General features: G+C 67.7%; 19 protein-coding genes and 1 pseudogene. 15 read left to right on the top strand and 5 right to left on the bottom strand.

The features are described 5' to 3' along the window. Positions 1–61: 61 nt before the first annotated feature. Genes ACK4S9_RS02190 through ACK4S9_RS02180 form a run of 3 tightly spaced genes read left to right on the top strand, consistent with a single transcriptional unit; the run spans position 62 to position 3338 of the window. Complete coding sequence (locus tag ACK4S9_RS02190) at positions 62–475, top strand: hypothetical protein (RefSeq protein WP_409720846.1); 414 nt, start codon at positions 62–64, stop codon at positions 473–475. Beyond that, positions 476–1945, top strand: coding sequence for an RAD55 family ATPase (locus tag ACK4S9_RS02185; RefSeq protein ID WP_409720844.1), 1470 nt, complete (start codon positions 476–478; stop codon positions 1943–1945). It abuts the gene before it with no gap. Between the two features lie 10 nt (positions 1946–1955). Next, a complete protein-coding gene (locus ACK4S9_RS02180) occupies positions 1956–3338 on the top strand; it encodes an ATP-binding protein (protein ID WP_409720842.1) in 1383 nt (460 codons plus the stop codon). A gap of 22 nt (positions 3339–3360) precedes the next feature. On the opposite strand, the gene ACK4S9_RS02175 is transcribed toward ACK4S9_RS02180, so the two are convergent. Continuing rightward, positions 3361–4572 (bottom strand): pyridoxal phosphate-dependent aminotransferase, encoded by a 1212-nt coding sequence (locus ACK4S9_RS02175; RefSeq protein ID WP_409720840.1) that lies wholly within the window; start codon positions 4570–4572, stop codon positions 3361–3363. Between the two features lie 154 nt (positions 4573–4726). Continuing rightward, positions 4727–6241, bottom strand: coding sequence for a peptide MFS transporter (locus ACK4S9_RS02170; protein WP_409720838.1), 1515 nt, complete (start codon positions 6239–6241; stop codon positions 4727–4729). Positions 6242–6404: 163 nt separating this feature from the next. On the opposite strand from ACK4S9_RS02170, the gene ACK4S9_RS02165 reads away from it, so the two are divergent. The 4 genes from ACK4S9_RS02165 (at position 6405) to ACK4S9_RS02150 (ending at position 12541) form a co-directional block, all read left to right on the top strand. Beyond that, positions 6405–7382: an amidohydrolase family protein gene (locus ACK4S9_RS02165; RefSeq protein WP_409720836.1), complete on the top strand. Its 978-nt coding sequence runs from the start codon at positions 6405–6407 to the stop codon at positions 7380–7382. Between the two features lie 76 nt (positions 7383–7458). Beyond that, complete coding sequence (locus ACK4S9_RS02160; protein ID WP_409720834.1) at positions 7459–8910, top strand: FAD-dependent oxidoreductase; 1452 nt, start codon at positions 7459–7461, stop codon at positions 8908–8910. A gap of 100 nt (positions 8911–9010) precedes the next feature. Further along, positions 9011–11398: a TIM-barrel domain-containing protein gene (locus tag ACK4S9_RS02155; RefSeq protein WP_409720832.1), complete on the top strand. Its 2388-nt coding sequence runs from the start codon at positions 9011–9013 to the stop codon at positions 11396–11398. A gap of 66 nt (positions 11399–11464) precedes the next feature. After that, on the top strand, positions 11465–12541 hold the full coding sequence (locus tag ACK4S9_RS02150) for a catalase family protein (protein WP_409720830.1): 1077 nt from the start codon (positions 11465–11467) through the stop codon (positions 12539–12541). Here the strand turns inward: ACK4S9_RS02150 and ACK4S9_RS02145 are convergent. Beyond that, positions 12538–13161, bottom strand: a complete 624-nt coding sequence (locus ACK4S9_RS02145) for a LysE family translocator (protein ID WP_409720828.1) — start codon at positions 13159–13161, stop codon at positions 12538–12540. The genes ACK4S9_RS02150 and ACK4S9_RS02145 overlap by 4 nt on opposite strands. 61 nt (positions 13162–13222) lie before the next feature. Further along, entirely contained in the window at positions 13223–14020 is a 798-nt protein-coding gene (gene xth / locus ACK4S9_RS02140; protein ID WP_409720825.1) for an exodeoxyribonuclease III, read from the bottom strand. 106 nt (positions 14021–14126) lie between these two features. Between xth and ACK4S9_RS02135 the strand changes: the two are divergent. From ACK4S9_RS02135 to ACK4S9_RS02115, 5 genes and pseudogenes are all read left to right on the top strand, one after another. Then, positions 14127–14273, top strand: a pseudogene (locus ACK4S9_RS02135) (IS1595 family transposase); the annotation flags it as partial. A gap of 131 nt (positions 14274–14404) precedes the next feature. After that, a complete protein-coding gene (locus tag ACK4S9_RS02130) occupies positions 14405–15235 on the top strand; it encodes an ABC transporter substrate-binding protein (protein ID WP_409720823.1) in 831 nt (276 codons plus the stop codon). 18 nt (positions 15236–15253) lie between these two features. Beyond that, positions 15254–15949 carry an amino acid ABC transporter permease gene (locus ACK4S9_RS02125; protein ID WP_409720821.1) on the top strand — a complete coding sequence of 232 codons (696 nt, stop codon included), beginning with the start codon at positions 15254–15256 and terminating at the stop codon, positions 15947–15949. A gap of 7 nt (positions 15950–15956) precedes the next feature. Beyond that, positions 15957–16664, top strand: coding sequence for an amino acid ABC transporter permease (locus tag ACK4S9_RS02120; RefSeq protein ID WP_409720819.1), 708 nt, complete (start codon positions 15957–15959; stop codon positions 16662–16664). A gap of 14 nt (positions 16665–16678) precedes the next feature. Beyond that, positions 16679–17419, top strand: coding sequence for an amino acid ABC transporter ATP-binding protein (locus ACK4S9_RS02115; RefSeq protein ID WP_409720817.1), 741 nt, complete (start codon positions 16679–16681; stop codon positions 17417–17419). 7 nt (positions 17420–17426) lie between these two features. On the opposite strand, the gene ACK4S9_RS02110 is transcribed toward ACK4S9_RS02115, so the two are convergent. Further along, entirely contained in the window at positions 17427–17960 is a 534-nt protein-coding gene (locus tag ACK4S9_RS02110; RefSeq protein ID WP_409720815.1) for a DUF488 family protein, read from the bottom strand. Between the two features lie 236 nt (positions 17961–18196). Between ACK4S9_RS02110 and ACK4S9_RS02105 the strand changes: the two genes are divergently transcribed. The 3 genes from ACK4S9_RS02105 (at position 18197) to ACK4S9_RS02095 (ending at position 20324) form a co-directional block, all read left to right on the top strand. After that, a complete protein-coding gene (locus ACK4S9_RS02105) occupies positions 18197–18586 on the top strand; it encodes a hypothetical protein (RefSeq protein WP_409720813.1) in 390 nt (129 codons plus the stop codon). A 45-nt stretch (positions 18587–18631) separates the two neighbouring features. Further along, positions 18632–18802 (top strand): hypothetical protein, encoded by a 171-nt coding sequence (locus tag ACK4S9_RS02100; RefSeq protein ID WP_409720811.1) that lies wholly within the window; start codon positions 18632–18634, stop codon positions 18800–18802. A 115-nt stretch (positions 18803–18917) separates the two neighbouring features. Then, complete coding sequence (locus ACK4S9_RS02095) at positions 18918–20324, top strand: amidohydrolase (RefSeq protein WP_409720809.1); 1407 nt, start codon at positions 18918–18920, stop codon at positions 20322–20324. Positions 20325–20329: the final 5 nt, after the last annotated feature.

The following is a 20329-nucleotide window of genomic DNA, read 5'->3' as shown; positions in this document are numbered from 1 at the left end:
TGCCACCTCGCCCGACCGCGCCAGCCCAACCGTTCCACCCAACCACCAGCGGCATTCATTGTTGAACGACGAAGACATGACGAATAGACCGGATGCGCCGGATCCATCCGATGGGGGCAGGGCCTTGCTGCAGCCATGGCGGCGGATCGCTCAGCATCTCTGCCCGCTGATCGGGGAAAGTGGGTTCTGCGCCCTGTTCGGCCGCGCGGTCCACGTGATCGGCCCCGAGCATGCCTGGCTCGCTCCCCAGCAGACTTGCCGCGCACCGGAACAGCTCTTTACCTCGCTGGAGGAACGCATGGCCCTGGTCGACGCGCAGCGCGCGGCCGCCGCCAACGAAGCCTTGCTGCGGACCTTCACCCACTTACTTGCCACACTCATCGGGGAAAGACTGACGCAGCGCCTGCTGGCGTCGGCCACTGACGCCGCGGACCCGGCGCCAGGCCAGCAGAAGAATGCAGAGGAGCAAAAATAAATGACCGACAAAGTAAGCTTGGGAAAATTGGCTACTGGGGTGCCGGGGCTCGATGTTCTCTTGGGCGGTGGACTGAACGAATTCTCCTTCAACCTGATCACCGGCGCGCCCGGCTGCGGCAAGACCACGCTCGCGCACCAGATCATGTTTGCGCTGGCCGACCCGCAGCGCCGCGCGCTGTTCTTCACGGTGCTGGGCGAGCCGCCCCTGAAGATGCTGCGCTACCAGCAGCAGTATTCCTTCTTCGATACCGACAAGGTCAATACCTCGATCCGCTACGTCAACCTGGCCGCCGACCTGCGTGCCGGCGACTTCAGCGGCGTGCTCGAACGCATCACCCAGGAGGTCGAGGACTTCGCGCCGAGCCTGGTCTTCGTGGACTCCTTCCGCTCGGTGATCCAGACCGGCAAGGGCGGCATCGAGGGCATGAGCGACCTGCAGTTCTTCGTGCAGGAACTCGGCACCCGCATGACCAGCTGGATGGCCACCACCTTCCTGATCGGCGAGTACCAGGCCAACGAGGTCGAGGCCAACCCGATCGCCACCGTGGCCGACGGCATGATCGCCCTCAGCCAGACCCATGACCGCAATGCGGTGGTGCGCAAGATTCGCATCGTCAAGATGCGCGGCCAGGCGCACATGTCGGGCTCGCATACCTTCCGCATCACCGACGACGGCCTGCGCATCTATCCGCGCCTGTTGCCGCCGCTGGCCGAGGACCGCGAACCCGGCGTGCCGGTGGACCGCGAGCCGCGCCGCATCCCGACGGGCACGCCGGCCCTGGACGAGATGCTGCACGGCGGCCTGCCCCAGGGCCATTCGCTGCTGGCGATCGGCCCGACCGGCTGCGGCAAGACCATCATGGGCTCGAAGTTCCTGCGCGCCGGCGTCGAGCGCGGCGAGAAGGGCGTCATCATGTGCTTCGAGAAGGGCACCGCGCGCCTGCGCAACGCCGAGCTTGCCGCGATGATCCAGTCCGGCGAGGTCAGCATCGTCGAAAGCCGCCAGATCGACATGACGGCGGAAGAATTCGAGGACGATCTGCTGACCGCGATCGAGCGCACCGGCGCGCGCCGCGTGGTGATCGATTCGCTCTCCGAATTCAGTCTCTACCTGGCGCCCGAGTGCCGGCGCGACCTGCGCGAGGGCGTATTCCGCATCCTGAGCAGCCTGGCCAAGCGCGGCGTGTCCACGCTGGTGACGGTGGGCCTGGACGACCGCTCGGTCGACATGAATTTCGCGCGCGCCGACATGGCCTATCTGACCGACGCGGTCGTGGCCATGCGCTACGCCGAAGAAGACGGGCACGTGAAGCGTTTCATCTCCGTCGTCAAGGTGCGCGGCTCGGACCACAGCCATGATGTGCGCGAATACCGGATCACCAACGACGGGATCGAGATCGACCCGATTCCCGCCCAGGTCAACGGTGTCCTGTACGGGCGCATCGGCGGCTTGAGCGCCGAAGAATGAAACCTCCATCATGGGAACGTCCGATGAATCCAATGCCGGCTTTGTACGACGTTCCCTGATGGGCGAAGACAAGCCTTCCCTTGGCGGACTGCTGCGCGAGCAGGAACTGCAGCAGCGCATCGCCGTCCTCGAAGCCGAGCTGTCGCACGCCCGCGTGCTGGCGCGCGAGCAGACCCGGCTCGAAGCCCAGGTCGAGCAGCTGCGCGAAGCCAACGAGCACCTGGTCATGGCCACCGTCAGCGCCCAGTCCCTGCGCGACCTGGCCGAGGCCACCAACCGCCGCCAGACCGAATTCCTCGCCATGCTGGCGCACGAGCTGCGCAATCCGCTGGCGCCGCTGAGCATGGCGGCCAGCCTGCTGGGCAGCGTCGGCGCGTCCGGTCCATCGTCGCCCCAGTTGGCCCACGTCGCCGGGGTGGTGCGGCGCCAGGTCGACCACATGGCGCGCCTGCTCGACGACCTGCTCGACGCCGCGCGCATCAGCAGCGGCAAGATCACCCTGTCGGTGCGCCCGCTGGCGCTGGCGGCGGCACTCGACCAGGCGGTCGAAACGGTCGCGCCGCGCATCCGCGAACGCGGCCAGCGCCTCGATGTCGAGCTGCCCGACGAATCGCTCACCATCGACGGCGACCCGGTCCGCCTGACCCAGGTGTTCGCCAACCTGCTCGGCAATGCTTCCAAGTACACCGGCGAAGGCGGCCACGTCTCGCTGCGCGCTTGGCGCGCGGGCGAGGAAGTCGTGGTGACGGTGAGCGACAACGGTTCCGGCATCGCGCCCGAGATGCTGCCCCAGGTGTTCGACCTGTTCATCCAGGGGCCGCGCTCGCTGGCGCGCTCGGAGGGGGGGCTGGGCATCGGCCTGAACGTGGTGCGCAACCTGGTCGGCATGCATGGCGGCAGCGTGACGGCCGACAGCGCAGGCGAAGGCAAGGGCAGCAGCTTCACGGTGCGCCTGCCGCTGTCCGGCGCGAGCGCGCAGGCAGCCGAGATGCCGCCTGGACCGGGCGCCGCGGAAGGCGCCTGCCGCATCCTGCTGGTCGAAGACAACGTGGACGCCTGCGATACCCTGCGCGCACTGCTGGAACTGGCCGGCCACGAAGTCGCCGTCGCCTACGACGGCCGCGCCGGCCTGGAAGCGGCGCGGGCGCGCCGCTACGACGTCCTGATCTGCGACATCGGCCTGCCGGGCCTGGACGGCCTGAAAATCATGGAGCACCTGCGTCGCGAACAATCGCGGGAAGGGAAGCCATTCGCGGTCGCCCTGTCCGGCTATGGCCAGGGCGAAGACCGCGAGCGCGCATTCGAGGCCGGTTTCGACCGCTACCTGGTCAAGCCCGCCACGCCCGAGGTCCTGCTCGAGCTGGTCGGCGAGGCGCGCATGCTCGGCGCCTGAGCCAGGCCCGAGCCCGCGCGGCTCAGGCGGCGAGTATGCGCGCCAGGCGGCCCACCGCTTCCTCGATGCGCTCCAGGCGCGTCGCGTACGAGAAGCGCACGTGCCTGCCGGGTGCGGCGAACCCGAAATCGTCCCCCGGCACGATCGCCACATGCGCGTCGCGCAGCACCGACCAGGCAAAGGCGGTGCTGTCGCCGGCATCGGCATGCGGCAGGGCGCTCATGTCCGCATACACGTAGAAGGCGCCGTCCGGCATGACCGGCACCTGGAAGCCGAGTTCGCGCAGGGCCGGGACCAGGAAATCGCGGCGGCGCTGGAATTCGCGCCGGCGCTCCTCGTAGATGGCGAGCGCTTCGGGTGTGAAGCAGGCCAGCGCGGCCTGCTGGGCCACGGTCGGGGCACAGATGAACAGGTTCTGCGCCAGTTTTTCGAAGGTCGGCACCAGGGCGTCGGGCACCACCAGCCAGCCGAGGCGCCAGCCGGTCATGCTGAAGTATTTCGAGAAGCTGTTGACGGTGATGACGCTCGGGTCGAACGCCAGGGCGCTGACCGGCTTGTGGTCGTAGGACAGCCCCTGGTAGATCTCGTCGATGATGGCGAAGCCGCCGCGTGCGCGCACCGCGGCCAGCATGTCGCGCAGCTGCTCGGGCGTCATCGAGGTGCCGGTCGGGTTCGAGGGTGAGGCGACCAGCACGCCGCGCGTGCGCGCGTTCCAGTTGGCGGCCACGTGGGCGGCGCTCAGCTGGTAGCGGTCGCCGCTGTCCGCCGGCACCAGCACCGGCCGGCCGCCGAAGGCTGAAACGAAGTGGCGGTTGCAGGGATAGCAGGGGTCCGGCATCAGGACCTGGTCGCCCTCGGCGACCAGGGCGGCGCAAGCCAGCAGCAGGCCGGCCGAGGCGCCGGCGGTGACCACGATGCGGCGCGGGTCGATGTCCAGGCCGTGATGGGTGGCATAGTGGCCGGAGATCGCCTCGCGCAGTTCGCGCAGGCCGAGCGAGTCGGTGTACTGGGTGAGGCCGCCCTTGATCGCTTCCATCGCCGCATGGGCGACGATGTCGGGGGCGGTGAAATCGGGTTCGCCGACGCTCATGCTGATGACGTCGATGCCGCCGCGCTTCATCTCGCCGGCGGCTTTGACCATTTCCATGACGCGGAAGGGTTCGATGGCGTGGACGCGCTGGGCGACCTGCAGGGCGCGCTGCGACTGGGTGTCGGTGGGGGAAGTGGTAGACATGCCGGAATCCGTAAAATCTGATCCGCCATCTTACCGTAGGGTGGACCGGGGCGCGCAGCCGGCTTCGCCGTCCGCGCGTTCAACCAGGTCATGAATAACCGGGCCGCGTCAAGCCATGCGGGAGTTGAACGCGCGGCCGGGAGACCCGGCCACGCTACTGGTGCGCGTGGTGCGTCGCGGTCAGCCTGCGCATCAAGGGCAGCGCCGCCAGCGCGATCAGGGTGCAGCAGATCGCCGCCACGCCCAGCTTGTTGAACAGGCTTGTATAGACCGGCAGCGTCTGCAGCGGATCCGTCATGCCCTGCGGCACCGCGGCCAGGTTCGCCACCACCCCGCCCAGGTATTGCGAAATGCCGACGGCGACGAAATACGCGCCCATCATGAAGCCGCCCATGCGCGCCGGCACGTAGCGGGCGATCATGGCCAGGCCCAGGCCGCTTACCAGGAGTTCGCCCAGCGAGTACAGGCCGTAGCCGGCGATCATGATCCACGAGGAGGTCAGGCCGTCGACCGCGAAGGCGCCGGCCACGCCGTAGGTGAAGAAGCCGGCCGCCACCACGGCGAAGCCGAGCGCGAACTTGGCGGCGATCGACAGGTCCTTGCCGCTGCTGCCGGCGCGCGTGTAGATCCAGGCCAGCACCGGGCTCAGGAGCATGATCCAGATCGCGTTGAGCGCCTGGAACTGCGCCGGCGACCAGGTCCACAGGTGGGCGCCGAGCACCGTGAACTCGAGGTCGACGTTGCGCAGGGCGAACAGCGACAGCGAGGTCGACATCTGCTGGTAGAAGATGAAGAAGAACACGGTCTGCAAGGTCAGTACCAGGGCGGCGATCAGGCCGGCGCGCTCGCTGGGCTGGCTGCTGCGGATCAGGTGGATGAAGATGCCGAGCACGACGAAGCCGGCCACGTAGACGAAGGCGCGCGCCAGGTCGCGGTACTCGAGGATGACGGCGGAGGCGCCGACCGCCACCACGCCGCCGGCCAGCACCGCCAGCAGGCGGTGCATTTTGAGCGGCTCGGCGTCCGGCGGCGAGCCGACGTGGGCGATGGTCTTGTGGAGCAGACCGACCGTCAGCAGGCCGACCATCAGGCCGACGCTGCATACCGCGAAGGCCACGTGCCAGCCCAGGTGATTGCCGTAGGTGGCGTTGACGTAGTCCTTGATCCAGGGCGTGGCCAGCATCGAGAAGGTGGAGCCGACGTTCACCGCCATGTAGTAGATGGTGAAGGCGCTGTCGATCTTGGAATCGTCGCCCTCGTAGATCTTGCGCACCAGGTTGGCGGTGTTGGGCTTGAACAGGCCATTGCCGACCACGATCACGCCCAGCGCGGAGAAGCTCATCCAGGTGTTGGTGGTCGGCACCGCCATCAGGGCGTAGCCGAGGGTCAGGATGAGCGCGCCCAGGATCATGCAACGCCGGGTACCCAGCACCTTGTCGCCGACCCAGCCGCCGATGGCCGGGGCCACGTAGATCAGCGCGGCCGCCGCGCCCCACACCAGGTTGGCGCGGCTGTCCTCGAAGCCGAGGCGCTGCACCATGAAATACACGATCAGCGCCTGCATGCCGTAGTAGCCGAAGCGCTCCCACAATTCGATCAGGGCGATCGTGAGGAAGGAGCGGGTCTGGCTCACGGGGTGGGCCGCTCGTGGCGGCACGTCGTTCTTCATGTCTTTCCCTTGCAAGGAGCGGCGGCGCAGATGCCGGCACGGATCGGGCGATGCTACGCCAGGCGCATCGAACATGCAATCTTGACAGGCGTTCGTACCAATGCGATAACATGGCGTTTTGCCTGGCTCAAACGGGCCGGCATTTTTCGCGCGAGGTATATGTATGAAGCGTCTTTCCGTCCTGTGCTGCGCCGCCGTGGCGCTGGCCTGGAGCGGTGCGGCGAAGGCCGCGCCCGCTGCGCCGGCGCGGGCGTTGCCGGCGGCGATGCCGGTGGCCGACCACCACCAGCACGTCTACAGCCCCGCGGCGGCGGCCTATATGTCGGCCACCAGCGCCATGCGCCCGGTCTCGGCGCGCGACCTGATCGCGCAGCTGGATGCGGCCGGCATCGAACGCGCCGCCGTGCTGTCGGTCGCCTACGTTTACGGACAGCCGGCGCGCACGCTGGCGGAGGAGTATGCGCGGGTGCGCGCCGAGAACGACTGGGCCGCGCGCCAGGCCGCCGAATACCCGGAGCGGCTGGTGGCGTTGTGCAGCGTCGATCCGCTCAGGGACTATGCGCTGGCCGAACTGGCGCGCTGCGCCGCCAGCCCGGAGTTCGGGCGCGGCATCAAGCTGCAGCCGGCCGCCGGCGGCGCCCTGCTGGAAGACGCGGCCCAGGTCGAGCGCCTGCGCCGCGTGTTCCGCTCGGCCAATGCGCGCGACATGGCGATCGTCCTGCAGCTGCAGGAGACCGGCGTGCGCGAGGCGCGCCTGCTGCTCGAGCAACTGCTGCCGCACGCGCCCGACGTCCCGGTCCAGGTGGCGTATGTCGGCGAGCGGCCCGACGGACGCGAAGCCGCCCCGCAGCTCGCGGCGCTGGCCGTGCTGGCCGATGCCGCCGCGCGCCAGGATCCGCGCATGCGCCATGTCTGGCTCGACGTCACGGCTTTCGCCCGCCCCGGCCTGTCGGCCGCCGATGCGCGCCGCCTGGTGCGGCGGCTGCGCCAGGTCGGGATGGAGCGGGTGCTGTACGGTTCCGACGCCGAAATCGGCATCGAGGTACGCCCGCGCGAGGCCTGGGCCGCTTTCCGCAGCCTGCCGCTCACCGATGCCGAAGCTGCCCGGGTGGCGAACAACGTGATGTCCTACCTGCGCTAAGGTTTTCGCCGCCTTGTGTGCGCGCCCTAACCGAAGGACGCGCCCGCTTCCCCAACACTGGCCGCTTGCGCAGTGTATGCGGCCACAGGGAAGCAAACAGATGACTCAGGTAACGGTGATCGGGGGAGGGCTGGCGGGTCTGGCCTGCGCGGTGGCGCTGGCGGACCATGGGGTCGCGGTGACGGTGGTCGAACGCTCGGATCGGCTCGGTGGCCGCGCCAGCAGCTGGCGCGAGCCGGTCACCGGCGACGTGGTCGACATCGGCCCGCACATCTTCCACTCCGAATACCACAACATGCTGGCGCTGCTCGAACGCCTCGGCACCCGCGACCTGATTTGCTGGCAGCCCGGCAAGGTCCTAAGCCTGGCCAGCAAGCCGACACCCACCCACCTGCGCCACTGGCCGCTGCCGGCGCCGCTCAGCCTCGGTCCCAGCATCCTGGGGGCGCCGGGCCTGGGCATGCGCGACTACCTGTCGATGGCGCCGACCGGGTGGCGCGGCATGCGCTTCGGCGAGGAGCAGGTGGCCGGGCTCGACCGCATTTCCGGGCTCGACTATTTCCGCTCGCTGGGCGTGACCGAAGACCTGATCGACTGGTGGTGGCGTTTCGCTTCCATGGTGGTCACCAACGTGCCGCTCGAACGGGTGTCGGCCGCCTCCTTGATGCGCATCCATGCCCAGCTGAGCGGCTATCGCGGCCTGCATTTCGGCTTCGCCAAGGTCGGCCTGGGCGAACTCTACACCGAGCAGGCCACGCGCGTCGTCGAGCGTGCCGGCGGCCGGGTGATCAAGGGCCGCGGCGTGGCCTACCTGGCGGGCCGTGAGCGCATCGAAGGCGTGGTGCTGGCCGACGGCACGCATCTCCCGGCGCAGCAGGTGGTGAGCGCGCTGCCGCCGCAGGACCTGGATGCGGTGCTGCCGACGCGCTGGCGCGGGCGCGCGCCTTTCCACGTGCTGCCGCGCTTCGAACCGAGCCCCTACGTCTGCGTCTACCTCTGGTTCGACCGCGACATCAAGGCCGAGCGCTTCGCCTCGCACCTGTGGTCCCCGGAGCGCCTGAACTACGATTTCTACGACCTGTCGCAGATCCGCCGGGGCTGGCGCGGCCGTCCGACGGTCATCGCCAGCAACATCATCTACAGCCATCGTGCGCACCACCTGTCCGACGCCGAGATCGTGCACCGGACGGTGGCCGAACTGGCCGAGATCGCGCCGCGCGCCGCGCGTGCGCGGCTGCTGCACGCCGACGTGCACCGGGTGCCGATGGCGATTCCCTGCCCGACGGTCGGCTTCGAGGGCATGCGCCTGCCGGCGCAATCGCCCGTTGCGGGCCTGACCCTGGCCGGCGACTGGACCCGCACCATCATGCCCTGCACGATGGAAGGGGCGAAGAAGTCCGGCTACATCGCGGCCGAGCAGGTACTGGAGGAACGCGGTGTCCGCGCCCGCCTCGCGATCGAAGCCCGCATGTACGACGACTTCGCCGGGCTGGTGCGCGCCACGGTGCCGGGGCGCAGCATCCCCTGATATGGCCGACCCGGCTGTAATTTAATTACATTGCCACTTTTTCAGCTGGCGAATTTCTGTCATGCTCTCGGTTGCGCTCATTGACAACAACCGAGACCCCATGACGAAAACCACGATCGCCCGGCTGCTCCTGTGCCTGATGGCCACTCCACTTGCCTACGCTCAGCATGCCGAGCGCCAGCTGCAAGGCCATACCCTCAACCAGAACACGCTGGAACTGGCCACCAACGATGGCCGCTACCTGATCAAGCCGTATTCGGCCCATGTAGTCGAGACTACATTTATCCCGAATGGACAGCAGCATGACCCGGCCTCGCACGCGGTGGTGTTGCCGCCGGCCGGCATCCAGGCCAGTCTGAAGGCCGAAGGCAACCGGATCGAGTTCGCCACCCCGGGCATCGCGGTCGTGGTCGACCGCAAGCCCTTCCGCATCAGCTACCTGTACCAGGGCAAGCCGTTGGTGGCGGAAAAGGGCGGCTACGCCAAGGGCGACAAGTTCGAGACCATCGAGTTCGCGCTCGACGACGGCGAGGCCCTGTATGGCGCCGGCGCGCGCGCGGTCGGCATGAACCGCCGCGGCAACCGCTTCCAGCTCTACAACAAGGCCGACTACGGCTACGGCAAGACCTCGCAACTGCTCAACTACACGATCCCGGTCGCGCTGTCATCGAAAAAGTATGCGATCCACTTCGACAACCCGCAGGTCGGCTTCCTCGACTTCGACAGCCGCAAGGACGGCACGCTGCGCTACGAAGTGATCGGCGGGCGCAAGACCTACCAGGTGGTGGCCGGCGACAGCTGGCCTGAGGTCATGGCCAACTACACGAGCCTGACCGGGCGCCAGCCGCTGCCGCCGCGCTGGGCCTTCGGCAACTTCGCGAGCCGCTTCGGCTACAAGAGCGAGGCTGAAACCCGCGCCGTGGTGGAAAAATTCGCCGCCGAGAAGATCCCGCTCGACGCCGTCGTGCTCGACCTGTACTGGTTCGGCAAGGAGGTCAAGGGCACGATGGGCAACCTGGCCTGGGACCGCGACACCTTCCCGACCGCCGAGAAGATGATGGCCGACTTCGAGAAGCAGGGCGTGAAGACCATCGTCATCACCGAGCCTTTCGTCCTCACGACCTCGAAGCGCTGGCAGGAGGCGGTGCAGCAGGGGGTGCTGGCAACGGACGGCGCCGGCAAACCGGCCACCTACGATTTCTACTTCGGGAACACCGGCCTGATCGACCTGTACACCCAGCAGGGGCGCGACTGGTTCTGGAACATCTACAAGGAACTGAAAAACGGCGGCGTGGGCGGCTGGTGGGGCGACCTGGGCGAGCCGGAAGTGCATCCGTCCTGGGTGCGGCACGGTGGCGGAAAGACCGCCGACCAGGTCCACAACGTCTACGGCCACGACTGGGCGCGCCTGATCGCGGAAGGTTACCGCAAGGACTTCCCGAACGAGCGTCCCTTCATCCTGATGCGGGCCGGCTACTCGGGCTCGCAGCGTTTCGGCATGATCCCGTGGTCGGGCGACGTCAGCCGCGGCTGGGGCGGCCTGCAGTCGCAGATGGAAATCTCGCTGCAGATGGGCATGCAGGGCCTGGGCTACATGCACTCGGACCTCGGGGGCTTTGCGGGACCCGTGCTGGACGACGAGCTGTACGTGCGCTGGCTGCAGTACGGCGTGTTCCAGCCGATCTTCCGCCCCCATGCGCAGGACGAGGTGGCGCCCGAGCCGGTGTTCCGCTCCGAACGCACCAAGGTGCTGGCGCGCGAAGCGGTCTGGCTGCGCTACGCCATGCTGCCGTATAACTACACGCTGGGCTTCGAGAACAGCCAGACCGGCATGCCGCTGATGCGCCCGGTGCTGTTCGAGGAGGACGAGGCGACCGCCATGTCCTCGACCTACCTGTGGGGCCGGGACTTCCTGGTGGCGCCGATCGTCGAGCCGGGGGCGACCCGCAAGGAAGTCCACTTCCCGGTCAAGAACAGCGTCTGGTTCGACTTCCATACGGGCGCCAAGCACCGCGGCGGCATCACCGAGGTGGTCAAGCCGGAAGAGGCGCACATTCCGGTCTACGTCCGCGCCGGCGCCTTCGTCCCGATGGCGAAGGTGGTGCAGAGCACGCGCGACTACTCGACCCGCCACATCGACCTGCATTACTACCATGACGCCAGCGTGGCCGGCGGCGAGGGCATGATGTACGACGACGACGGCGAAACGGCCGACGCCCACGCCAAGGGCAAGTACGAGATCGTGCGCTTCGCCAGCAGCTTTGCTGACGGCAGGCTCGAGATCGGCCTGCAGACCGAAACCGGCAAGGCGCAGGCCCCGAGCGAGCGCGGCTTCGCGCTCAAGGTGCACAACGTGGAGAAGAAGCCGCGGGGGGTAGCGGTCGACGGACGGGCCGTTACCTATAGCTGGAACAGCCGCCACAAGCTGCTGGAAGTGCTGCTGGCGCCGCGCAAGCAGCCGGCCAGCAAGGTCGCGATTACGCTGTAAGCGCTGGCGTACACCGGATCTTTCGCCGATCCGCTAGATTGGGGCCTTCGACCAACGGAGGCCCCGATGCACAGCATTTCTCCCATCGCCTACACGCCTGCTTGCGAAACCGTCCGGAAGGATGAGGCGGACGCCATCAGGACGCTTCAGGACGCCTTCGCCAGTTCGGCCGGCGAGCTGGCCGAAGCCAGGGGCCACGCCTGCCGTGCGGTGCACGCAAAGGGGCATGCCCTCCTGCGTGGCACCCTCACGGTGCCGGGCAGCCTGCCGGCGCAGTACGCGCAAGGCCTGTTCGCACAGCCGGGCAGCTACGCGGTGCTGCTGCGCTGGTCCTCGCCGCCAGCCGGTCAGCTTCCCGACAGCATCTCGACGCCGCGCGCCGTCGCGCTCAAGGTGATCGGGGTGCCAGGCGAGCGCCTGGACGCGTCCCGGCCGGGCCATTCACAAGATTTCCTGCTGGTGAACGCGCCCGCGTTCGCGCTGCCCGATCCCCAGTCGCTCCTGCCGGCCAGGGCGCTGCTGCCTGCCAGCGCCGAGGGCTTCGAGACCGGCAAGAAGCTACTGTCAAGCGTGCTGCGCACGGTCGAAGGCGCGATCGAAGCGCTGGGCGGCTCGAGCGTGAAGGTCAAGGGCATCGGCGGAGAGCCGCAGCGCCATCCGCTCGGCGAAACCTATTACAGCCAGACGCCTTTCCTGTACGGGCCCTACATGGCCAAGTTTGCGCTGGCCCCAGTGTCCGACTCCCTGCTGGCCTTGCGCGGGGCGCCGCTGGACAATGGCGACGATGCCCAGCGCGAGGCACTGGCGGCGCACTTTGCCCGGCAGGGCGGGGAATGGGAGCTGCGGGCGCAGCTATGCACCGACCTGGACCAGATGCCGGTCGAGGACGCATCAAGAGAGTGGCCGGAGGCGCTCAGTCCTTACGTGGCGGTGGCGCGGCTGGTGGTGCAGCCGCAGCAGAGCTGGGATCCGGTGGTCTCCCCCAGGCTGGAAGACGAGACCGCCTTCGACCCGTGGAATTGCGTGGCCGCGCACCGGCCGCTGGGGGCGATCAACCGGGCGCGCAGCGAAGTGATGCGGACGTCGCGGGAAGTGCGCTCAAACTTCAACCGCTGCCCGATCCACGAGCCCCCGACCTGCTAACGCGCCACGATCAGGCGCAGGCCCAGGCCGATGAAGATGGCGCCGGCAATCCGATCCAGCCACATCCCGGCCTGCGGTGTCCGGTTCAGCCACTGCCCGATCGTGCCCGAAAAGTAGCCCAGCAGCCCGAACAAGACCGCCGCCTGCACGGTAAAGACCAGCCCCAGCCACGCGATCTGCCAGTTCGCATCCCCGCGCGAGGCCACCACGAACTGCGGCAGGAAGGACAGGAAGAACAGCACCACCTTCGGATTGATGGCGTTGGCCAGCAAGCCCTTGAAGAACAGCCGGCGTGCCGATTCGTCGGGCACGCCGCCCGCCACTTGCGCACCGCCACGGCTGCGCAGCGCCCCAATCCCCATCCAGATCAGGTACAAGCCGCCGGCGATCTTGAGCCCCGTGAACGCCGCGGGCGAGGCTGCGATCAGGGCGCTGACGCCGATCACCGCCAGCAGGGTATGGTTCAGGCAGCCGAGCGCGCAGCCCAGGCCGAAGGCGATGCCGCGCGAGCGGCCCTTGGCGATGCCGACGCCCAGCACCATCATGTTGTCCGGGCCCGGCGACAGGGTGATCAGGATGGCGGCGGTGAGAAAGCCGAGGAATTGTTCGGGCGTGAGCATGGCTGGGGCTGGTCGTCGGACGGACCAGCATGTTAGCGCAAAGCCTGCTCCCCGATAAGGCTCAGCGCTGCGGCTGGACCACGGCGTCCATGTCCAGTTCGACCCAGGTGGGGGCGTGGTCGCTCGGCTTTTCCTTGGCGCGCTGGAACTTGTCGACCCCCGCGGCGCGCAGCGCCGGCGCCAGCGCGGGGCTGAGCAGCAGGTGGTCGATGCGGATGCCGGCATCGCGCCCGAAGGCGTTGCGGAAGTAGTCCCAGAAGGTATAGATCACCTGGTCGGGGTGCAGCGCGCGCAGCGAGTCCGTCCAGCCCTGCGACATCAGGCGCTCGAAGGCCGCACGCGATTCTGGCCGGAACAGGGCGTCGTCGACCCAGCGCTCCGGCTTGTAGGCGTCGAGATCGGTCGGGATCACGTTGAAGTCGCCGCACATGAGCACCGGCACCTTGGCCTCGAGCAGTTCGGCGCCGCGCTGGATCAACCGCTCGAACCAGGCCAGCTTGTAGTCGAACTTCGGCCCGGGCGCGGGATTGCCGTTCGGCAGGTACAGCCCGCAGATGACGATGCCCTGGTAGACCGCTTCGATGTAGCGGCTCTGTTCGTCGGTCGGGTCGCCCGGCAGGCCGCGCTGCAGTTCCTGGGCCGGGCCGTCGCGGGTCAGGATGGCGACGCCGTTCCAGCTTTTCTGGCCATGCCAGATCGCGTGGTAGCCGGCCTCGCGGATCGCGCTTTCAGGAAATTTCTCCTGCGGCGCCTTCAGCTCCTGCAGGCAGACCACGTCCGGCCGGCGTTGTTCGAGGTAGTCGAGCAGGGCGCTTAATCGAGCGCCGATGCCATTCACGTTGTAGGTAACGACCAGCATCTTGCCTCCCAAGCATTCTCCAATGCTTGCCACTCTAGCATGCCGGAGCGTCAACAGGAGGACGGAAGCTTTGGCGCTGTTCTCGCTAAGTGTGGAAGTTGATTAGCGCCTGCGCGCCTGGCTGTCGCGATTTCACGGCGTGGCCTCGCGCTACCTGCCCAACTACCTCGGCTGGCGCTGGGCGCTCGATGGGGAACGGATCGCATCGCCCGAGCGATTCCTCAGAGCGGCAATCGGCATCTTCCACATCTAACGAGAACAGCGCCGAAGATTTCCCGCTGCTTATAGTCGAGAACGCATTTTCTTATGGCAAATTGATCGTTCGGCCGTGCAAGCGCATGCCGTATACTCCTGCGATTGCATTTTTGTAGTCTGGAGAAGAACATGTTCACCCGCCGTCACATCCTCATTGGCGCAGCAGCCCTGTCCGCCAGCCTGTTCGCTTCCGCCGCCCAGGCCGACCAGCTCGCGGACATCAAGAAGAAAGGCGAGATCGTGTTCGGCGTGCTGGGCACCGACGAGCCGAACAGCTTCATCGATCCCAGGACCCGCCAACTGGTCGGCTACGAGATCGACATCGCCACCGCGGTCGCGAAGAAGATCGGCGTCACGCCCCGCTTCAAGCAGATGTCGGTGTCGAGCCGCATCCCCGAGCTGCAGCAGGGCCACGTCGACGTGCTGGCCGCCACGCTCACCCACAACAAGGAGCGCGAATCGCAGGTGGACTTCGCGCTGACCCACTTCGTCACCGGCTCGAAGGTGATGGTGCGCGCGAACAGCGGCATCAGCGCGCTGCCCCAGTTGGCCGGCAAGAAGGTCGTCACGGTGCGCGGCGGCACCCAGGAAACCAATATCCGCAAGGCGGTGCCGAGCGTGGAGGTGGTCACCTTCGAGAACACCCAGCAGGCTTTCCAGGCCCTGCGCCAGGGCAAGGGCGTGGCTTACGTCAACGACGAATCCTCGCTGCTGGCCGACTACGGCAAGCTGGGCCCGGCCGCCAAGGGCTTCACCATTCTGCCGACCAGCATCGGCGTCGAATCGATCGCGCTCGGCCTGCGCAAGGGCGAGAAGAACCTGAAGGCCGTGGTCGACGAGACCCTGCGCGGCCTGGAAGCGAGCGGTGAAGCCGAGAAGCTGTTCAACAAGTGGTACGGCCCGGGCACCCGCGCCAACATCGCCAAGCGCAATTTCAAGATCAGCACCGACAAGATCTGAGCCTGACCGAGCAACGCCTTGCAGTTTTTCGACCCCAGCATCCTGCAATCCGGCCAGTACCATGACTGGCTGGTGCAGGGTCTCATCCTGTCGCTCCAGCTGACGGCAAGCAGTTTCGTCGTCGCGCTGCCGTTCGGCGCCGTCCTGGCCGTGATGCGCACCTCGAGCTTCGCGCTGCTGCGCGCAATCGCTTCGACAGTTATCGAAGCGATTCGCAACGTACCGCTGCTGGCCCACCTGCTGTTCTGGTATTTCGCCTTTCCCGAACTGCTGCCCGAGAACGCGCGCGAGTTCCTGTACGCGCACAACCCGGAAGCGGTGTGCGCGGTGATCGCGCTGTCGCTCTACAGCGGCGTGCACATGGCCGAGGACATCCGCAGCGGCATCCGCGCCGTCCCGGCCAGCCAGCTCGAGGCCGCGCGCTCGCTGGGGCTGGGCCGCCTTGCCAGCGTGCGCCTGGTGCTGCTGCCGCAGGCCATGCGCGCCGCGACTCCGCCGCTGCTGTCGCAGACCGTCAACCTGTGGAAGGACACCAGCGTGGCCACCGTCATCGGCGCCGCGGAACTGATGTACCAGGCCGCGCGCGTGGAGACCGCGAGCTTTCGCAGCGTGGAAGCCTTCACCTTCGCGACCCTGGCGTATGTGACCGTGTCGCTCCTGATTTCCTTTGCCGCCTGGCTGTTCCAGCGGCGCTATCCGGTCCGTCCGGCATGAGGTCCCTGTGCTGGATTCGTTCGTTCAACTAATCGACACCTACTGGCTGTACTTCCTGGTCGGCCAGTATCCGGAAGGCCCGCTGGGCGGCCTGGCGCTGACCGTGCTGCTCTCGCTCGGGGCGCTGCTGCTGGCGATGCCGCTCGGGCTGCTGCTGGGCGTGGCGCGCGTGAGCAGCCGCCGCGCCATCCGCTGGCCGGTGGCCGGCCTGGTGCAACTGGTGCGCGCCGTGCCGCTGCTGCTGGTGGTCTTCTGGGTCTACTTCTTCCTGCCGGCCGTGACCGGCGTGAAGACCGGGCAGGCGACCACCATGCTGATCGTGCTGGTGCTGTTCGACGGCATCTACCTGGCCGAGATCGTGGCCGCCGGCATCCGCGCGCTTCCCAAGGGACAGCTGGAAAGCGCCCGCTCGCTGGGCCTGTCCGACCCGCAGGCGCTGCGCCTGGTGGTGCTGCCGCAGACCCTGCGTAACGGCCTGCCCTCGATCGTCAGCCAGCTGGTGTCGACCATCAAGGCGACCTCGCTCGGCTACATCATCGGCCTGTCGGAAGTGTCCTTCATCGCCACCCAGGTCAATACCCTGGTCTTCACGCAGGCGGTCGAGGTCTACCTGATCCTGGCGCTGAGCTATTTTGTCCTCTGTTTCGGCCTGTCCCGCCTGGCCTTCCTGCTCGAGCGCCGCCTGGGCGGCAAGCGCGCCGCGCAGCTTCATTGAAAAGGGTGTGAACGATGATCGTTCTCGATAAAGTCAACAAGTGGTACGGCGCCGGTGCTACCCGCTATCACGCGCTGGTGGATGTCAGCGAACGGGTGGAAAAGAACGAGGTCGTGGTCGTGTGCGGCCCGTCCGGCTCCGGCAAGTCCACCTTGATCCGCACCCTCAACCGCCTGGAGGAAATCGACGGCGGCAGCATCGCCATCGACGGCCGCGACATCCATGCCAGGGGTGTCGACGTCAATCTTCTGCGCGCCGGCATCGGCTTCGTGTTCCAGCACTTCAACCTGTTCCCGCACCTGACCGTGCTGGAGAACTGCACGCTCGCTCCCGTCAACCTGAAGCGCGCCGCGCCGAAAGAAGCGCGCGAATATGCCATGGCGCTGCTGGAGCAGGTGGGCCTGGCGCACAAGCGCGACGCCTATCCCGGCGCGCTCTCGGGCGGCCAGCAGCAGCGCGTGGCGATCGCGCGCGCCCTGGCGATGCGCCCGCCGATCATGCTGTTCGACGAGCCCACCAGCGCGCTCGACCCGGAGATGGTGGGCGAAGTGCTGGGGGTGATGCGCGCGCTGGCGGGGCAGGGCATGACCATGGTGTGCGTGACCCACGAGATGGGTTTTGCGCGCGAGGTCGCGGACCGGATCGTCTTCATGAGCGAAGGACGCATCCTCGAGCGGGCCAAGCCGGAAGACTTCTTCACGAACCCACAGCATCCGCGCGCCCGGCAGTTCCTGGCGGACCGCCGGCGCGACTAGGCTTTTCTCATTCCTCCGGCTGCGCCTGCGGCGGGTAAAGAATCTGCATGCCGTCGACCTGGGCGAAGGGCGTCAGGGCATGCGGCCTGGTCTTGCCCTTGTTGATGATGTGCTCGACCGGCACCCCGCGCACCGCCAGCGCATCGGCCACCATCGAGCGGTGGCAGCGCCAGGGCACCGCTTCCGCGCACATCAACGTGCAGCGCGTCGATTGCGCCATGCGGGCGACGATGTCGACCTGGGCCTTGAATTCCTCGGTCTGCATGTGGTCGGCGTAGCCGCGGAACGAGGCGTTGCGCCAGGCGCCGTTCGGGGTGTCCTTGCGCGCCTTGCGCAGGCCGCCGAGTTCACGGATGTATTCGTAGCCGATGCCCGCCCTGGCGAGCGACTCCGGCAACTGGTCCTGCCCGAATTGCGGGTTGTGACGCGATTTGGGCACGGTCCTGATGTCGAGCAGGCGTTCGATGCCGTGTTCGCGCAGCAGGTCCAGGAATTCTTCGATCGGGCGGTTCGAATGACCGATGGTGTAGACCGGTTCCATGCCTGTTTCCCTCGGCTGATGTCGGGTGTCCATTGTCGCGCAGCGCAAGGATGGGCGGCGCATGCCTGGGCGGCCCCGGCAGCCCCGGGGGGCGGACGCGCATTCACCGGCTTGCGGCGCCGGTCGAGCAGGAACAAAGCGTTTCGACCCGGGTCATATCGTTTGTGCCGCAAACATGGGTAGCGCGATGGAGCGGCAGAGCCGGATCGTCTTGCGCTGAACCATGTGGAGGCAACATGAGGCATACCCCGCTGTTCCCGACGCCGCGCGCCTGGCGCGCCACGGCAGCCTTCGTCGCGGCGCTGGCGCTTTGCCCGGCATGGGCGCAGCGCGCGCCTGTGGTCGTCGATGGCGAACTCTGGCTGAGTTCCACGCCGGAAGTGCGCAAGGCCTTTCTCGTCGGCGCCGGCAGCATGATCGCCATGGAAACGGCGTATGCGAGCAAGAAGGGCACCCCGCCGCCGGTGGCCGGCGCCATGGCCCGCGACGCATTGCAGGCCTTGACACTCGACCAGATTGCGGAGCGCGTCACCCGCTGGTACCAGGCCCATCCGAGCCGCCGCAACATGCCCGTCATGGGCGTGATCTGGATCGACATGGTCGATCCCCCCGCTGCCGCAAAGTAGGCGCGCCGCACGGCAGGCGTCGAATCACACGTGGAAGGAACTCTCATGAAGCGCTTACTCGGCACGCTCATCTTCATACTCTGCCCGATCACGCTCACGGCGTGCGCCACCGCGGCCGGCACCGCCATCGGCGGCGGAATAGGCAGCCTCTCGGGCAATACCGAAGCCGGCGCGCTCATCGGTGGCGGCGTCGGGCTGTTGTACGACGTGTTCTGAGGCAGTCCCGGGCCGCGCGTGTTCTCGTGGCCCTGCGCGCCCGCAGCCGTGCCGCGGCATGACAGCCGATCCCCTCCGCGCAGGCGGCGCCCATCACCCACCAGGAGAGTACATCATGCGCATCCCGACGTCTTTTGCCCGGCCGGCCAGCAGGCGGCGGGCATGGCTGTTGCCCCTTTTGCTCGGCGCGGCGCTCGTCGTTCTCGGGCTGGCGCCCCCGCCGCCGGCCCGTGCGCAACAGCAGCAGCAACAGCGGCAGGATCGCGGGCAAGCGAACCAGAGCCCGTTTCCGCGTCCTTCCGAGGCGCTCCTGCGCGAGCTCGAAGGCGTCTACAAGGACCTGCACGCCAACCCCGAACTGGCAAACCAGGAGGTCCGGACGGCGAAAATCGCGGCCGACTGGCTGCGCAGGCAGGGCTACGAGGTCACCGAGAAGGTCGGCGGCACCGGCGTGGTCGGCATCCTGCGCAACGGCCAGGGTGCGACCGTGCTGCTGCGCGCCGACATGGACGCGCTCGACATGAAGGAAGATACCGGGCTCCCCTATGCCAGCAAGAAGCAGGTGAAGGAGCCGAACGGCGCCTCGACCTTCGTCGCGCATTCGTGCGGGCACGACATGCACGTCACCTGGCTGATGGGCGTGACGCGGATGCTTGCCGAGAACCGCAAGAACTGGAAGGGCACCGTGATGGCGGTGTTCCAGCCGGCCGAGGAAATCGGCTCGGGGGCCCGGGCGATGCTCGACGACGGCATGGTCAAGCGCTTCCCGAAGCCGGACGTGGTAATGGGGCAGCACGTGCTGCCCCTGCGCGCCGGCCAGATCGGCACGCGGGTGGGCCTGCTGCTGTCGATGTCCGACAGCCTCGAGGTCACCCTGTTCGGGCGCGGCGGGCATGGCTCGTCTCCGGAAAAGACGATCGACCCGGTGGTGATGGCGGCCGCGTCCGTGATGCGCCTGCAGACCATCGTCTCGCGCGAGGTGGGCATCACGCAGGGCGCGGTCGTCAGCGTCGGCGCGGTGCAGGCGGGCAGCAGCGGCAACATCATTCCGAGCGAGTCGACGCTGCGGCTGAACATCCGCACCTTCGACGAGGACGTGCGCAAGACCGTGCTCGGTTCGATCAGGCGGATCATCGACGCGGAAGCGACCGCCTCGAATGCGCCCAAGCCGCCGGCGTACAAGGAGGGAACGCGTTTTCCTCCGACGTACAACGACGAGACGGCGACCCCCAAGGTCGTGTCGGCCCTGAAGGCGCGCCTGGGCGACGACCAGGTCACCCAGATCGTTCCGGCTTCCGCGAGCGAGGACTTCAGCTGGTTCGCGCGCGCCTGGGATGTGCCGGCCGTCTATTGGGCCGTGGGCGGAACCGACCCCAAGCTGTTCGACCGGCTCCAGCGCGAGGGCCGGGCCAACGAAATCCCCTCGAACCATTCGCCGCAGTTCGCGCCCGTCATCACGCCCACGCTGGGGCGCGGCATCGAGGCGATGCTCGCCGCGGCAAGTCCCTGGCTGGCTCCGTGATGACG

Source organism: Massilia sp., assembly GCF_046293535.1.
In the GTDB taxonomy this organism is placed as follows: domain Bacteria; phylum Pseudomonadota; class Gammaproteobacteria; order Burkholderiales; family Burkholderiaceae_D; genus Telluria.
This window is presented reverse-complemented; position numbering and strand designations above follow the sequence as displayed.